This is a genomic window from Candidatus Chlorohelix sp., from assembly GCF_037138995.1.
Taxonomy (GTDB): Bacteria; Chloroflexota; Chloroflexia; order Chloroheliales; family Chloroheliaceae; genus Chlorohelix.
In genome coordinates, this window is record NZ_JBAXHI010000027.1 from 26,863 (window position 1) to 41,824 (window position 14,962).

The 14,962-nt window shown below is 47.0% G+C and carries 16 protein-coding genes and 1 other annotated feature; of the genes, 10 read left to right on the forward strand and 6 right to left on the reverse strand.

Going from position 1 to position 14,962, the window contains the following annotated elements; translation table 11 throughout:
* Window positions 1-32: 32 nt before the first annotated feature.
* A complete protein-coding gene (locus tag WCK19_RS12620) occupies window positions 33-1,289 on the reverse strand; it encodes a branched-chain amino acid ABC transporter substrate-binding protein (protein WP_342397742.1) in 1,257 nt (418 codons plus the stop codon).
* 269 nt (window positions 1,290-1,558) lie between these two features.
* The gene (locus tag WCK19_RS12625) at window positions 1,559-1,876 is read right to left on the reverse strand and encodes a hypothetical protein (RefSeq protein ID WP_342397743.1); all 318 of its coding nucleotides are present in this window, start codon (window positions 1,874-1,876) and stop codon (window positions 1,559-1,561) included.
* Window positions 1,877-2,609: 733 nt separating this feature from the next.
* Here WCK19_RS12625 and WCK19_RS12630 point away from each other — a divergent pair.
* On the forward strand, window positions 2,610-3,527 hold the full coding sequence (locus tag WCK19_RS12630; protein WP_342397744.1) for a hydroxymethylglutaryl-CoA lyase: 918 nt from the start codon (window positions 2,610-2,612) through the stop codon (window positions 3,525-3,527).
* Window positions 3,528-3,558: 31 nt separating this feature from the next.
* Here WCK19_RS12630 and WCK19_RS12635 read toward each other — a convergent pair whose 3' ends face one another.
* The 4 genes from WCK19_RS12635 to WCK19_RS12650 are packed head-to-tail and all read right to left on the reverse strand — an operon-like array spanning window position 3,559 to window position 5,514.
* Entirely contained in the window at window positions 3,559-3,813 is a 255-nt protein-coding gene (locus tag WCK19_RS12635) for a hypothetical protein (RefSeq protein WP_342397745.1), read from the reverse strand.
* Entirely contained in the window at window positions 3,797-4,159 is a 363-nt protein-coding gene (locus WCK19_RS12640) for a hypothetical protein (RefSeq protein ID WP_342397746.1), read from the reverse strand. The genes WCK19_RS12635 and WCK19_RS12640 overlap by 17 nt, the downstream gene beginning before the upstream one ends.
* Window positions 4,160-4,187: 28 nt before the next feature.
* Complete coding sequence (locus WCK19_RS12645; protein ID WP_342397747.1) at window positions 4,188-4,514, reverse strand: hypothetical protein; 327 nt, start codon at window positions 4,512-4,514, stop codon at window positions 4,188-4,190.
* Complete coding sequence (locus WCK19_RS12650; protein WP_342397748.1) at window positions 4,501-5,514, reverse strand: hypothetical protein; 1,014 nt, start codon at window positions 5,512-5,514, stop codon at window positions 4,501-4,503. The genes WCK19_RS12645 and WCK19_RS12650 overlap by 14 nt, the downstream gene beginning before the upstream one ends.
* A 248-nt stretch (window positions 5,515-5,762) precedes the next feature.
* Window positions 5,763-6,022 (forward strand) — a binding site (T-box leader).
* A 55-nt stretch (window positions 6,023-6,077) separates the two neighbouring features.
* On the opposite strand from WCK19_RS12650, the gene trpE reads away from it, so the two are divergent.
* The 9 genes from trpE (at window position 6,078) to WCK19_RS12695 (ending at window position 14,952) form a co-directional block, all read left to right on the forward strand.
* A complete protein-coding gene (gene trpE / locus WCK19_RS12655) occupies window positions 6,078-7,589 on the forward strand; it encodes an anthranilate synthase component I (protein WP_342397749.1) in 1,512 nt (503 codons plus the stop codon).
* Between the two features lie 39 nt (window positions 7,590-7,628).
* Window positions 7,629-8,198 (forward strand): aminodeoxychorismate/anthranilate synthase component II, encoded by a 570-nt coding sequence (locus tag WCK19_RS12660; RefSeq protein ID WP_342397750.1) that lies wholly within the window; start codon window positions 7,629-7,631, stop codon window positions 8,196-8,198.
* Between the two features lie 12 nt (window positions 8,199-8,210).
* Window positions 8,211-9,197, forward strand: coding sequence for a tryptophan--tRNA ligase (trpS, locus tag WCK19_RS12665; protein ID WP_342397751.1), 987 nt, complete (start codon window positions 8,211-8,213; stop codon window positions 9,195-9,197).
* Between the two features lie 36 nt (window positions 9,198-9,233).
* Window positions 9,234-10,262 carry an anthranilate phosphoribosyltransferase gene (trpD, locus tag WCK19_RS12670; RefSeq protein WP_342397752.1) on the forward strand — a complete coding sequence of 343 codons (1,029 nt, stop codon included), beginning with the start codon at window positions 9,234-9,236 and terminating at the stop codon, window positions 10,260-10,262.
* Between the two features lie 235 nt (window positions 10,263-10,497).
* The gene (locus WCK19_RS12675) at window positions 10,498-11,544 is read left to right on the forward strand and encodes a GNAT family N-acetyltransferase (RefSeq protein ID WP_342397753.1); all 1,047 of its coding nucleotides are present in this window, start codon (window positions 10,498-10,500) and stop codon (window positions 11,542-11,544) included.
* Between the two features lie 29 nt (window positions 11,545-11,573).
* Complete coding sequence (gene trpC, locus WCK19_RS12680) at window positions 11,574-12,407, forward strand: indole-3-glycerol phosphate synthase TrpC (RefSeq protein WP_342397754.1); 834 nt, start codon at window positions 11,574-11,576, stop codon at window positions 12,405-12,407.
* Window positions 12,394-13,080: a phosphoribosylanthranilate isomerase gene (locus tag WCK19_RS12685; protein WP_342397755.1), complete on the forward strand. Its 687-nt coding sequence runs from the start codon at window positions 12,394-12,396 to the stop codon at window positions 13,078-13,080. The genes trpC and WCK19_RS12685 overlap by 14 nt, the downstream gene beginning before the upstream one ends.
* Window positions 13,081-13,093: 13 nt before the next feature.
* Entirely contained in the window at window positions 13,094-14,329 is a 1,236-nt protein-coding gene (trpB, locus tag WCK19_RS12690; protein ID WP_342397756.1) for a tryptophan synthase subunit beta, read from the forward strand.
* Window positions 14,329-14,952 (forward strand): MtnX-like HAD-IB family phosphatase, encoded by a 624-nt coding sequence (locus WCK19_RS12695; RefSeq protein WP_342397757.1) that lies wholly within the window; start codon window positions 14,329-14,331, stop codon window positions 14,950-14,952. The genes trpB and WCK19_RS12695 overlap by 1 nt, the downstream gene beginning before the upstream one ends.
* Window positions 14,953-14,962 lie beyond the last annotated feature (10 nt).

Here is a 14,962-nt window from a genome sequence, read left to right on the forward strand (position 1 = left end):
GCTAAGCCCGTCCCTTTCCCTTATAGATTCAATTAGGAACCGGCAGTGAACTTAGGTTTCACTACAGTGAAGGTAACCCACTTGCCATCCTTGACCTGATCGATACGGAAATCGGTCAGAGTAGTATCGCCGTTCTTGTCAAAACTCCACTTGCCCAGCACGCCATCGAAATCCTTAGTAGCGGCTACAGCAGCTAAAATAGCCTTGCGATCCTTTACGCCGGCGGTCTTGATAGCGCTCAAAGCGACGCTCATCATTTCGTAACCGTAAATGGTGTAGGCTTCGACGTTGCCGTATTTGGCTTTGTAGCGTTTCAGGAAGTCTTGACCTTTGGCAGGCAATTTATCCTCAGTCGTACCACCAATGCTGGAGTACACGCCTTCAGCAGCAGCGCCACCGTCCTTGATGAAAGCTTCTTCGTTAATACCGTCAGGACCAATGAAAGGAGCCTTGATACCGGCAGCGCGGATGTCCGCTACCAATTTACCAGCCTGCTGTTGGGTAATACCGCCAAAGAAAATGGCATCTGGGTTCTTGGACTTGACAGTAGCAGCCAAAGACTTGTAGTCGGTTTCTTTACCAGTGATCGAAGCGCGATTGCTGCAATCCAAACCAGCAGAGGTGCAAGCAGCAGCAACTGCATCGGCAACGCCCTTACCATAGGCTTGGGAGTCATCGATTACGAAAACGGTCTTGGCGTTTAAGGACTTGATAAACTCAACATCGGCAGGACCCTGTACATCGTCCGCAGTTATTACACGGAAGTAGTTGCGAGTCTTGGCAGGATAATATACATCCGGCTCACCTTGCTCAGTGACACCCTTAGCAGCGCGGGTCAGACCCGGATAAGTATTGGCAGGGCTGATCATCGTAATGTTAGCAGGGTTCAGCAACGGGATGGAAACTTTGGCAGCGCCAGAGTTGAAAGTGCCAAGGTAGATCATTGTATCAGGGTCATTCAGCGCCTTGTTGGCGTTTGCCTTTTCCTGATCGGCATCCCACTGACCTTTGGCAGCGGTAGCATCATCCAACGATACATAATCAATGGTGAAGTTACCGATCTTGCCGGTACCTCCGGTGAAATCGTCAAGCGCCAACTTCGCAGCGTTTACTAAAGTTTCGGCTTGTGCCTTGCTCGAACCGGTCAACGGCAAGCTTGAGTAAATGCGGGCAGTGGTAGCCGGAACCGGGGTAGCAGTATTGTCACCGCAAGCAGCCAATAGAGCCATTACGGTAAAAGAAACTACCAGCAAAGCAAGTAACCGGAATTTCTTGGTCACAGTGTTCATTGTTTGAATTTCTCCTCCTGAATTGCCTTGAACAACTCAGCCATGATTGTTCCAGACGAGTAACCCAGCAAGACACTGGATAAAGCTGAAACGGTCTTAACTAAAAACGTGGTTTAATAGCTACCTTGATTGCTAGTAATTTCAAGCCAATTTTCGCTTAAAACTTAGTTGTTTTGATTTGAAAATCAGACCCAAAATATCAACTAGCAATCAAGGTATAAGCTTAACACAAAGCGTGTAAGCTAATTCCAAAACTTAATACCAGCGCCTTACTTAGTAGTAGCGGCAGCGGTAGTAGCAGCAGCGGTAGTTGCTCCTACGGCAGGTGTTCCAGCAGCTGTAGTTGCTGCTTTAGTAGTAGCAGCAGCGGTAGTAGCTCCAGCGGCTGTGGTAGCAGCAGCGGTGGTAGCTCCAGCGGCTGTGGTAGCAGCAGCGGTGGTAGCTCCAGCGGCTGTAGTTGCTGCTTTAGTAGCAGCAGCAGTGGTAGCCGGAACAGTCGTGGCGGTATTGTCGCCACAAGCAGCGAATAGAGCCATTAGGGCTACCAGTAAAGCAAGTAAACCGAATTTCTTGGTCACAGTCTTCATTAATTTGAATTTCTCCTCCTGAATTGTCTTGAACAACTCAGCCTTGATTATTTCAGCCAAGTAACCCAGTAAAATACTGGATAAAGCTGAAGCTAACTTAACTAAAAAACGTGGTTTGATTCTACTAAAAGCTTTACACAAAATCGTGTGAGCTACCCTAAAACAGGGCTTTGCAGCCGATAGGTTAACCGGACACTATCGGGCGAGGAGAGTATAAAATGGTAAAAGTTAAGGAAATTAGCTACTTCGCTTTGACGGAGGATTATAAGCCGAATAGCTTACTTTGTCAAGCAAATCGCAATTTTGGGAGTGCCTATCTTGGAAGAGGTGAATTTTAATTTTGCCAAACATCTTGAGGCTGCTTAACAATAGCAAAAATCTATTATAGCGTGCTACCTCTGCATTACTAGGCACTCCCGCAAATTTAATCAGGGAAAATGCGTTTGAAAATAGCTGCCCCCTCTAATGACCTTACAGTGAACCTGAAATTATTTTAAATTGATACACTTGCTGTATCTCGATACGAGAAGTTTGAGCTAAACGCATAATCCCTGCAATTTTAATTTAAGTGTTATTGTTATATTGCTTGTGCATAAAGTAGCGCGGTCAACAGGCGTAGTGACGCTTCATTCTATTACAAAAATATATCGGTTGTGCTTGACAATCAGAGGAAGCTAATTCAATAATCGCCTAGAGTAGCATTGTTAACATTAAATATAACAAGAGGGAAACTATGACGTTACCTAAAACCGCCAAAATTCATGAGGTTGGTCCCCGCGACGGGTTGCAGAACGAGAAAGCACCAGTTTCTACAGCAGCCAAAATCGAGTTGGTAAATGCACTGGCGCGGGCGGGCTTGCCAAGTATTGAATACGGTTCTTTTGTAAGCCCTAAATGGGTTCCGCAAATGGCAGATAGTGATGAGGTGGGTCGCCTTATTACTCGTCTGCCGGGTATCAGCTATCAGGCTTTGGTTATGAATATGAAAGGCTATGAACGCGCCAAAGCGGTTGGGATGGATTCGGTTAATATCGTTACCGGCGTTAGCGAGACTTTTAACCGCAAAAATATGAACGCGGGGGTGGATGAGTCGTTGGAAAACTATCGTCCCATAATCGCACAGGCGCGTCAAGACGGTATTCAGATTACGGCGTATGTATCTACCGCCTTTGGTTGCCCTTACGAGGGAGACGTTGCTTTTGCAGAGGCGCTGACGGTTAGCCGGAAATTCTTGGCGATGGGCGCGGATGAGGTAATTTTGTCCGATACTATTGGATGTGCGTACCCTAAACAGGTTAGCGAGTTGATAGCTTTGCATCTTGAGCATATCCCAGCGAATAAACTCGGCTTACACTTCCATGATACGCGAGGTTTGGCTTTGGCAAATGTTTTGGCGGTACTTCAAATGGGGGTGAATCGTTTTGATGGTTCGGTAGGAGGAATGGGGGGTTGTCCCTTTGCGCCCGGCGCACAAGGCAACGTCTGTACCGAAGATTTGGTTTTTATGTTAGAGGAAATGGGAGTCGAGACAGGTGTAAATGTCCCCGCGTTGATTGAAGTCTCTCGCACTGTCGAAGGGTTGCTAGGGCGTTCCTTGCCCGGACATATCAAAAATGCAAAGCACAAGCCCAGTTATTTGGAGAGAAAATAATGCGGTGCAGACATAAGCAAATTAAAGAATCTTACGACTTGTAAATTGAGCGTTTGAATTCATTTAGCATCGTTGAGTGCCAATCGCGCTTTTCCTGTCGCAATTCGCTCTCAACTGCTCCCAGATAGTGACCGCAAGTTACACAAAAGACTGCTATCAGGGTTTCGCTTTCTTCTTCATCCTCGTAATCATAAATCATTTCGGTTTCATCGAAAGGGTAAACAGGCTCACTGGACAGATTGGTGCTGCTGCAATGTGGGCATTTCCCTTTAATTTTGTTTTCCATAGCTATCACTCCTTTTGAGATGTGAATTGCGGAACGAGGCAATTCCTCTTGTGCTGAGCGCACTGAAGAAGCTAAGAAAACTGGCAGCGCTCAAAATACTGCCTAAACTTGCAAAGCTACCTATTGATAGCAAACTGAACGAACTTCCAATACTAAGCATACTATTTGAACTTCCAATGGAGAGTACGCTATTGAAACTACCGATAGAGAGTACGCTGTTATAACTTCCTATGCTAAGGATATTGTGTTTTTTGCTTCTTTTATCTGCCTTACTATCTTTATTTTGCGCCAATTTTCCGTTAGCAATAGGGCTACCGGCGAGTCCCAATTTTTTTTCAGCCGCCATAGTTTCCTCCTTGTTTTCGAAATGAAGACTATCTTTTCGAGCGGGTACGCATAAAAGGCACCGTCACTGATAATATTACCAGTAGTAGGAAGATTCCGGCAAGAATCAGGATGCCGGGAGGTCCGCCTCCTTCGGTTTTGGGGTTTTCAGGTTTTGGAGTAGGTGTCGGTAGCGGCGTGGGTGTAGGCGGTAGCGGTGTGGGAGTTGGAGCGGCAGTTGTAGTTGTAGCTTGGAAAAGAGCATTATTTCCGGCAACTACTGGTGTTAAGAATACAAAAACGGCTAATATTCCCAACACCATTATTAACAGAGTTAGGATTAAAAGCCGTTTGATTGAAAAGCTATTTACTCGCATTCTTGCTGTTCAACACCACATCGCGCAAGTTTTCAAGCGCGGCATTTTCACTGGAGAAAGCATCGGTCATTTGATTTTTGAGGTCAAAAGCTGAATTCCAGAGCGTCTGGTTATTGGTGTTTAAACCATCTTTAAGCCGCGCGTAATACATCTGGCGGGTATAGAGCATATCAAGCATACGTTGCTGGTGTACCGTTGCTTCGTCCGGCACTAACCCTTGTTCTCGCATTGTCCTGAGTTGAGTAATTGTTCCCTCAATACTTTTCAGGGTTTCATCGCAAGCACGCACAAAGCGTTCTTTGTTGTTAGGATTACGCCAATAGGTAAAGTTGCTTTTATCCGGCACGTCTCCTGCAATGATACGGAAATTTTCAATTGCCTGTGTTATATTGCCACGTACTGGTAGGACTTGTTGGTAATATTTCATGGCAGGAGTAATGGCTACCGGAGTAGCATCGGTTTTACCCTTGAACAAGAACAGGTTGCCCGTTAATAGAAAAGCCAAAAACGCAAGGATAATAACAGGCAGAATCCAACGCCTTTTACTGCGCCAGTATTTATTGAAAGCGGCACCCAGAAAATCCTGCAACTGATAAAGGAACTCAGAAAACCCTTGTTTAGTTTTTGCCGGAGCTTGCCTTCTGGCAATATTGGCTTCGTAGTAAGGGGAGTGTAACCCGGAAGGTATATAAATAACCTTGTGGCAGAGATCGCATTTTTGGACACGACCTCGCCTCGCAGCCTCATCCGAATTTTCATTCTCGCAGGATTTGCAAACAATTACGCCCCGATTGTAGCCTACCCATGGAAGGGCGGATTCGGGTTTGTTACGAGCTTTTTCAGCTTCTAGACCGCATGCGGTACAACGCTGCAATCCACCCGGAAAATTATTACCGCAACGAGGACAATGTTGTTCTGGCAAGCGTTTTGGTAATTTTATAGGCTCGTTAAATTCGGCGTAATCTTCAAAATAATGATTATAATTTCTGATAGGACGCACCCTCCATAACAGGCAAACTTACGATATAGTAACGACGCATCGTTGCCGTAGTTTGGTAGCCTTTCATCAGATGCTATTTTAGCAGTTAAGACACCCTATGTATATTTTCGATTTTAACCCCATGTGAAAACTTTGTCAAATATTGATAATCCCCTTAACCCATTTTAATTGCTTTTATTCTTGTTTCAGGGCAGTTGACAGACCGGACAAGGGGTGCTATATTTTTCTACAGTTAAATAGTGACCTTTTGAAAAACTGTGAACAGAACGAGTAAGCTTGAAAGCGAAGCTTCAGAGAGTCCGGTAAGGTGTGAGCGGACGTTAGCGCGTAGGCTGAATGGATCTGGGAGTTGCAAACCGAACGTTTACCCAAGTAGGCTTTGCCGGAGTCCCTCCGTTATAGGGGAAAGGTATATGCGTAACAGCCTGTACCCGTTGAGAAGTCGTTCTGTGAAGGCGGCTTGAAGAAGGGTGGTAACACGAGAGTAAGGTTTACTCCCGTCCCTTTATGGGATGCGGGGGTTTTTTGTTTTATACGCAAATTGAGCAAATGAGGTTACAGCTATGCAGAGCGGTCAATACATACCCAGCCTTGAACAGGTAAAAACACTGGCAGGCAAAGGGAACATTACCCCGGTGTACCGCGAGATTTTTGCAGACCTTGAAACGCCCGTTTCAGCCTATTTGAAAGTGTGTCGGGATGAGCCGCACAGCTTTTTGCTGGAGAGTGTTGAGGGCGGGGAGCGTCTGGCGCGTTACAGCTTTATGGGTTACAACCCCTACTTGACCTTGCGATTGGATAAGGGCGTGGCGAATGCGCGTCAGCATGGCTATAAGCAAAGCATTAATTACGATGACCCGCTTCAGGTTATTTCTAGTTACCTCCGCGCCTATGAACTGGTGGAAATCCCTGAGTTGACCAAAGAACTGCCACGTTTTTATGGTGGGGCGGTGGGTTACCTGACCTATGAGACGGTGCGCTATTTCGAGAAATTGCCTTCGCCTGAAAATGATAGGCTTGGTATTCCAGAGGGCATTTTCGTATTTTGTGATACCGTGTTGGTTTTTGACCATCTTAAAAGGCGCATTAAGATTGTCTCACATGTGCATCTGGATGGCAGCGAGCAGGAAATTGAAGCCAGCTATAAGGATGCGATAGCCCGCATCGAGAAACAGGTTGCGCGTCTTGAAGGTCCATTACCGCTTGAACTGATTAAGGGGAAGATGGAAGGCTTTAGCGATGGGGCTGTAACCAGCAACGTTACTAAAGAACAATATATAGAGCGGGTTGAAAAGGCTAAAGAATATATTCGCGCCGGGGATATTATTCAGGTTGTGCCTAGCCAGCGTCTCTCTCGCCCGACCAGCGCAAAAGCCATTAACCTATACCGAGCGTTGCGCGCGGTAAACCCCTCACCTTATATGTATTATCTGCACTTTCCTGAAGTTGATATTATCGGTGCTTCGCCGGAACTGCTGGTGCAAGTCGAGAACGGCGTGGTCAGTACCCACCCGATTGCAGGTACTGTACGACGCGGCGGTAGTGACGAAGAAGACCGTGAGTTGGGCACTGCTCTTGCCGCCGATGAAAAAGAGCGTGCCGAACATGTAATGTTGGTGGATTTGGGGCGGAATGACATTGGGCGGGTGAGTGCGCCAGGTACGGTGAAGGTTACTCAATTAATGGATGTAGAACGCTACTCGCATGTTATGCACCTTGTTTCTCATGTGGAAGGGCAACTGAGAGCGGATATGACCGCTTATGAGGCATTGAGCGCGTGCTTTCCTGCTGGAACGGTTAGCGGCGCACCCAAAATCAGGGCAATGGAGATAATCGCCGAACTGGAGACCGACAAACGCGGTTTATACGCGGGAGCGGTGGGTTATTTCAGTTTCAGCGGCAATCTTGATACCGCTATCGCTATTCGTACCATTGTATTAAAAGAAGGGGTGGCGCATGTTCAGGCGGGTGGTGGAGTCGTAGCCGATAGCGACCCTGAGAAGGAATATCAGGAAACCTTGAACAAGGCTTACGGGATGCTCAAGGCGCTGGATGAAGTGGAAAAACTGGCGTGAAAGTATTCAAGGATTTATTTTTAAGGGTTGGTGGCGCGTATGCTGTTGATGATAGATAATTACGACTCCTTTACCTATAATCTTGTGCAATATTTCGCAGAGCTTGGCGAAGAGGTAGTGGTATATCGGAATGATGCCATTACCCTAGATGAAATCAGCAGGATGAAGCCAGAGCGTATCGTTATTTCTCCCGGTCCCGGTGCGCCGAAAGATGCAGGAGTAAGTGAGGATGTTATCCGGCAGTTTGGCGCTGGAATACCTATACTCGGCGTTTGTCTAGGACATCAGGCTATCGGTGAGGTGTTTGGCGGTACGGTGGAACGCGCTCCCGAACTGATGCATGGGAAAGTCAGCCCGATTCATCACAACGGGGAAGGCGTGTTCGCGGGTATTCCGCAGAATTTTAAGGCAACCCGTTACCATTCGCTGGTGGTTCGCCAAAGCGACTTGCCTTCCGAATTGGAAGTGACTGCCTCTACAGAGGGTGGTTTGATTATGGGTTTGCGGCATCGCCAATACCCGATTCACGGCGTTCAGTTCCACCCGGAGAGCATCTTAACCGAAAACGGCAAGGACTTACTAAGCAACTTCTTATCAATTAATAATTAGTGAGGTCATAGAATGGGCAAGAGTGCCTTTAGCGGTATCCAACCTAGCGGTGACATGCATATCGGCAACTATCTGGGCGCAATTCGCAACTGGGTAGTTGATTATAATACTGACAAGAGTATTTATTGTATCGTAGATTTGCACGCCATTACCGTACCACAAGACCCGGAACTATTGCGAACTCGTATCCGTAGCCTAACCAAAATTTATATCTCCTGTGGGCTGGATATAAATAAAGTGGCAATTTTCGTGCAATCGCATATCAAAGAGCATGCCGAATTGGGCTGGATTTTCCAATGCCTGACTCCGCTTGGTTGGGCAAATCGCATGACTCAGTACAAAGAGAAAAGCGCGGATAAAAAGGAACAATCTAGTGTAGGCTTGCTGGCATACCCGATGTTGATGGCGGCAGATATTCTGCTGTATCAGGTGGATGGCGTTCCGGTAGGCGATGACCAGAAGCAGCACGTAGAATTGACCCGCGACATTGCTCAGAAATTCAATCGCGAGTACGGCGAAGCCTTCAAAGTCCCCGAACCGTGGATTAGGGATTCCGGCGCACGTGTAATGGCACTAGATGACCCTACCAAAAAGATGAGCAAAAGCGGCGGACCAAACAACGCTATTATGCTGCTCGACTCGCCTGCTGTGATAAAGTCTAAAATTATGAAGGCTACTACCGATAGCGGCAGAGAAATAAAATTTAACCTGGAACAGGCGGGTTTATACAACCTGCTTACCATCTATGAGCTTTTTGCGCCCGACAATCCAACTCGTCCTGAGATTGAGGAGCAATTTGCCGGGCAAGGCTACGGCGGACTGAAGAAAGCAACGGTTGAAGTAGTGGTGGAAGGCTTGCGCCCCATTCAAGAGAAATATGCTGAGCTTTCCAAAGATGAAGCCTATGTTGAGCAGATTTTGAAGGATGGCGCGGATAAAATTCGCCCAATCGCAGCTAAAACATTGACTGAAGTAAAACAGCGGATGGGTATTGGTTAGTCGCGGGCGCGTAAATAAAAGTAAAAGAGAAGCACAATGATTAGAGAAGCGATTGCGAAATTGGTAAGCGGCGATTCACTCAGCTATGAAGAAGCTGCTGCCTCTATGGAAATGATAATGACCGGAGAGGCAACCCCCGCGCAGGTGGGGAGCTTCCTGACTGCCCTTCGTATGAAAGGCGAATCGGTAGATGAGGTGGCAGGGCTTGCACAGGTGATGCGCGAGAAAGCTACTGTGGTTCACCCCCCCGCTAATTTGAATCGTCCGTTGGTGGATGTGGTGGGTACAGGGGGTGATGGCAAGCACACCTTTAATATCAGCACCACCGCCGCTTTTGTAATTGCGGGTGCGGGTGCGGCAGTTGCCAAGCATGGCAATCGGGCTGCTAGTAGTCGTTGTGGTAGCGCCGATGTGCTGGAAGCATTGGGGGTAAATATCAATCTGAAACCGGAACAGGTTGCTGCTTGCATCGAGAAAGCCGGCATCGGTTTTATGTTTGCACCGCTTTTCCACCCTTCTATGAAGTACGCAGGTCCCGTCAGGCGCGAAATCGGTATCCGCACTGTCTTTAATATTCTCGGTCCCTTGACGAATCCGGCAAGAGTGCGGCGGCAATTGCTTGGCGTTCCTGACCCTAGTATTGCCGCAAAGATGGCAGCCGTTCTGAAGCGATTGGGCTGTGACCATGCGATTGTGGCATGTAGCTCGGATGGCATGGATGAGATTAGCATTGCCGCTTCCAGCCACTTATATGAAGTACGTGCCGATGGTACTATGCATGAGCAAGTTATCAAACCCGAAGATTTCGGCTTTAAAAGGGCTGAGTTAGATACTATGGTGGGCGGCACTGCCGAGCAGAATCGCGAGATTACCCTTCGAATCTTGCAGGGCGAAAAAGGCGCACAGCGGGATGTGGTTTTGCTTAACGCGGCGGCAGCATTAATGGCTTCTGACCTTGCCGGAGATATGTGGCAGGGTATTGAGATGTCGGTTCAGTCAATTGATAGCGGCTCAGCTTTAGACAGCCTGAACGAATTGGCAGCGGTTAGCCAGAGCTTTGCCTAGCTCTGAATTTGGCGTTTTTAGATAATTAGATTCGGCTAGTTGCTTAAGACAGCTAGAACCTATTATTAGGAAATATTACAAGCTTTCTTTCATGTTCTCAATAATAATTGTTATTCAGCCCGGTTTTCTTAGATTTGGAATCAGGTAAAATAAATAGCCTTGAGTATTATTTATACAGCTATCGAGGCGCCTATCCTTATAGGAACAAATTAGAATTTGATTTGGAGTAGTGGAAGTGAGTAATTTGAAAATCTTCAGTATTCAGAAACCTACAGCTGCACAATATGAGAGACTTGAAAAAAATTGTTCTTACGCTACCTTTACCCATACTCGCTTGTGGACTCAGATTTTTTGCACCCATCCGAACCCGCACTTTAACAACCGTATTCCCTCTGATGCCTCGCTATTTTTTAACTTTAGCGATGGAGTGGAAATGCTATTTCCAATGGTGCAGTACGCCGAGGTAAAAGGGTTGTTCAAGTTACATAGCGCTGCGGCTGACCAGAAAAATGGGGGCTATTTGAGCGAAAGCGATGTTTCAGAGGAGCATGAAGAATTATTATTAAAATACCTGTCTCGTTACGATATATGGTGGCGACAGAATCCTTTTAAGCCGGTAGCTAATATATCAAACGGCTTTACACGGCAAGAAGATTTTAACATAGTGCTGGATATACGAGATGGTCTGACAGCGCTTAGGGAAAATTTGAAAAAAAACAACAAAGAGTTTGTCAGGCAATCTCTACGAGCAGTTAAACATGGTGTAAAGGTGGATTTGGCTACTACACTAGAGGATTGGCAAGCCTTTTATCAGATATATATTGAATCTTCTAGACGTTGGGAAGATCCTAAATTATATAACTGGGCTGTATTTGAGGATTTTTACAAACTGGGTACAGATAAAGCGACTCTCTGGTTAGCTCGTTACGAGGGGAAGATAGTGGCGGGTAGCATCAGACTCCCGCATAATCGAATAGTACAAGGTTGGATTCGCGGCGGGTTGAAAGAATATTTTCATCTCCATGCGCCCAAATACCTAGACTTGGAGGTCTTTGAGTATTACGCTCAGCAAAACTACCATTGGTTCGATTTGGGCTGGTGTGGTGGAGATGAGAAGCTTATGCACTTTAAGATGAGTCTGGGTGGGGATAAAATGGATGGAAGCCTTTTGATTAACAAGACTCGAATGCGAAATACTTACGAACAATTACGTTATCGGGCAATAACTCTAAACACCGGATTAAAAAATTATGCTAAAAGCCGTTTGCATAAAGGCGATTAAATCGAAATTAAATAACATTTTGGATACCTATGAGTGATATTCTAAACGAAATAATCCAGCAAAAATGGCTGGAAGTAGCGCAAGCTAAATTAACCGAGCCTGAAAAAGCGTTGTTAGAGAGAGCGGAGGCTTTGCCGACCCTACTAGATTTTGCGGCTGCGTTGCGAAAACCGCGCTTTGATATTCCGGTGGCATTAATAGCTGAGATTAAGAAGGCTTCTCCTTCCAAAGGGCTGATTGCGTCGGATTTTGACGTTGAGAAAATCGCGGAGGCATACAGCGCGGCAGGCGCAAGCGCGATGTCTGTTCTTACCGATGAAAAGTTTTTTCAGGGTCATTTGAGTTATATAGAGGTAGCAAAAAAGAGTAGCGGGGGGCGTGTGCCTATCTTGCGTAAGGATTTTATAATTGACGAATATCAGGTCTTGCAAGCGCGGGCGTATGGGGCTGATGCCATATTGTTAATTATGGCAGCGTTGGATGATGCAACGGCTACAATACTTCAAGAAAAGGCGCAGAACTTCGGGCTGGGCGTGTTGGTAGAAGTGCATGATGCGGCTGAATTGCAACGGGCTTTGTCCATTGGCGCAGATATAATCGGCATCAACAACCGTAATTTGCACACTTTTGAGGTAGATTTGCAAACTACCGCCCGGCTTGTGCCGAACATCCCGCCGGGTAAGATTATCGTCAGTGAGAGCGGGATAGCCCGGAATGAAGATATAACTTTGCTTGCGCAAACGGGGGTGCATGCTGCACTGGTGGGAGAGTCGCTGATGCGGGCGGCTTCCACTGCACAGGGCTTAGATATACATGCGCTTCAAAGCATGATTCACGAGCTTTTCAGAAATGCCGAAAGTTAAGGTTAAAATCTGTGGAGTAAAGACGTTGGAAGCGGCGCAAGTGGCAGCACAATCCGGCGCGTCTCTCGTGGGGTTGGTGTTTTATCCGCCCAGCCCTCGCTACCTTACGGTACAGATGGCTCATGAAATATCTAGCGTGTTGCTTCAAATGCGGGATGCGCCAAAGTCAGTAGGGCTTTTCGTGAATGTAAGCGTGGCTGAAATGGTTGAAACTGCCGAAAAATGCGGGTTGGCTTACTTGCAACTGTCAGGTGATGAAACGGTTGAGATATGCCGGGTAGTTGCTCAGGAGCGTCCTGTGATAAAATCCATTCGTCTGAAACCGCCTTTGACTTTGGATGATGCGCTTGCTACCGTTGCTCCCTACGCTGAACTGGATAATGTGACTGTACTACTCGATGCTTACAAGTCTGGTTTTTACGGTGGTACGGGTGAGCGGGGGGATTGGGAAATTGCGAGAGAGATTGCGCGGTTTTGGCGTTTGATTCTGGCGGGGGGGCTAACTCCTGAGAACGTGGCGCAGGCGGTAGCGGCAGTGCAACCATGGGGCGTAGATGTAAGCAGTGGCGTGGAGATGGACGACCAACCCGGTATAAAAGACTTGGAAAAAATAAGAAAATTTGCGAAACATGCTTTAAGCGTGCAAAATAAGATAAATAACTCAACATTTTAAGGAAGTGAGCAAAATGACTCAATTGGCTGACCAGCAAACCGGCGATGAAAGCCATTATAATTACCCGGATGCGCATGGACATTTTGGCAGTTTCGGCGGCAAATACGCTCCCGAAACCCTGATGCCCGCGCTTACCGAATTGGAAGAAGCATATGTGGCGGCTAAAGCAGACCCTTCTTTTAATGCCGAATTGCAACAACTGGCGAAAGATTATATCGGCAGACCGACCGCTCTTTACCATGCAAAGGGATTGAGTCGGGAACTGGGCGGGGCGCAAATCTACCTGAAGCGAGAAGACCTAGCGCATACCGGGGCGCACAAGATTAATAACGCATTGGGTCAGGGGTTGCTGGTCAAGCGCATGGGTAAGAAGCGAGTAATTGCCGAAACCGGAGCGGGGCAGCATGGGGTTGCGACTGCTACCGTCTGTGCCATGCTTGGCTTGGAATGTGTGGTTTATATGGGCGAGGTGGATATTCAGCGACAGGCATTAAACGTATTCCGAATGAAGTTGTTAGGGGCGGAGGTTCGTAGCGTTACCAGCGGCAGCAAAACCCTCAAAGATGCTATCAACGAAGCTATCCGCGATTGGGTCACCAATGTGAATACCACCCATTATTTAATCGGTTCGGCGGTAGGGATGCACCCATATCCGCTGATGGTGCGCGATTTTCAATCTTGTATCGGTAGTGAGGCTCGTCAGCAGATTCAGGAACAAACCGGACGCTTGCCCGATTACGTGCTTGCTTGCGTGGGTGGCGGTTCAAACGCTATCGGCACTTTCTATCCTTTCGTGGAAGATGCAGGCGTTAAGCTCATAGGGGTGGAAGCCGGTGGCAGCGGGGTGGGGAGCGGCAAGCATTCCGCCACATTGGTTGCGGGTAGGGTTGGGGTTTTGCATGGTTCAAAGTCTTATTTATTGCAGGATGAGAACGGGCAAATAATTGAAACCCATAGTATCAGCGCGGGTTTGGATTACCCCGGTGTTGGACCTGAACATAGCTTCCTGAAAGAAATAGGACGCGCTGAGTATGTAGCTATTACCGATGAAGAAGCGTTGGATGGCTTTAAGCTACTGTGCCGCACCGAGGGGATTATCCCCGCGCTAGAGCCTTCGCACACTTTAGGCTATGTCAAAAAACTCGCCCCCACTTTGCCAAAAAATAGTATTATTCTGGCAACGCTTTCAGGGCGCGGCGATAAAGATATTTTTACGGTAGCGGACGCTTTCGGGGTGAAGTTACACTAATGTTGCTACTTTGTGATTTTGACGGCACAATTACCGAACAGGACATTACTAATTTAATCTGGGATTACTATCTCGATTATGATTGGCGTGAAGAATTATTGCCTCCCTTTCGGGATGGCAAATTCAACCATTTTGAGCTTATGGCAGTAGGTTACGAAACTATTTCCGCACCGGAAAAAGAATTACTGGATTATGTACGTCCACTAGTACAATATCGTGCCGGCTTTGAACAATTGGTGGGATTTTGCAAGGAGAAGGAATTTCATTTCGCGGTAGTTAGCGGCGGGCTGGATTTTTATATAAAGCCCTACTTGTCGCCGGAAATCCCCTGTTACTCCTATACCGCCGAATTAAACGGACATTGGAAAGTCAAATTACCGGCGGGAGTGACTCCTGAAGAAGGTGAAAATTATAAAGTGTTTGTTCTCGAAAAACTCAAACACGAATATGGAGATCGAGAAGTAATATTTCTAGGTGATGGACGCAATGATTTTCGGGCAGCACAACATGCCGACCGTGTTTTTGCGGTGACGGGCAGCACTCTTGCACAATTATGCCACGAGGCTAATATACCCTGTATCGAGTTTGATGATTTTCATGAAGTAGTAGCGCTATTGAAATAAGGGGAATGTA

Bases quoted from the DNA above. Each gene is read 5' to 3' on its own strand.
- WCK19_RS12685 (WP_342397755.1), top strand. From the start codon at position 12,394: ATGCCGAAAGTTAAGGTTAAAATCTGTGGAGTAAAGACGTTGGAAGCG.
- WCK19_RS12695 (WP_342397757.1), top strand. From the start codon at position 14,329: ATGTTGCTACTTTGTGATTTTGACGGCACAATTACCGAACAGGACATT.
- WCK19_RS12640 (WP_342397746.1), bottom strand. From the start codon at position 4,159: ATGGCGGCTGAAAAAAAATTGGGACTCGCCGGTAGCCCTATTGCTAAC.
- WCK19_RS12660 (WP_342397750.1), top strand. From the start codon at position 7,629: ATGCTGTTGATGATAGATAATTACGACTCCTTTACCTATAATCTTGTG.
- trpC (WP_342397754.1), top strand. From the start codon at position 11,574: ATGAGTGATATTCTAAACGAAATAATCCAGCAAAAATGGCTGGAAGTA.
- trpD (WP_342397752.1), top strand. From the start codon at position 9,234: ATGATTAGAGAAGCGATTGCGAAATTGGTAAGCGGCGATTCACTCAGC.
- WCK19_RS12620 (WP_342397742.1), bottom strand. From the start codon at position 1,289: ATGAACACTGTGACCAAGAAATTCCGGTTACTTGCTTTGCTGGTAGTT.
- trpS (WP_342397751.1), top strand. From the start codon at position 8,211: ATGGGCAAGAGTGCCTTTAGCGGTATCCAACCTAGCGGTGACATGCAT.
- WCK19_RS12625 (WP_342397743.1), bottom strand. From the start codon at position 1,876: ATGAAGACTGTGACCAAGAAATTCGGTTTACTTGCTTTACTGGTAGCC.
- trpE (WP_342397749.1), top strand. From the start codon at position 6,078: ATGCAGAGCGGTCAATACATACCCAGCCTTGAACAGGTAAAAACACTG.
- WCK19_RS12635 (WP_342397745.1), bottom strand. From the start codon at position 3,813: ATGGAAAACAAAATTAAAGGGAAATGCCCACATTGCAGCAGCACCAAT.
- WCK19_RS12630 (WP_342397744.1), top strand. From the start codon at position 2,610: ATGACGTTACCTAAAACCGCCAAAATTCATGAGGTTGGTCCCCGCGAC.
- WCK19_RS12645 (WP_342397747.1), bottom strand. From the start codon at position 4,514: ATGCGAGTAAATAGCTTTTCAATCAAACGGCTTTTAATCCTAACTCTG.
- trpB (WP_342397756.1), top strand. From the start codon at position 13,094: ATGACTCAATTGGCTGACCAGCAAACCGGCGATGAAAGCCATTATAAT.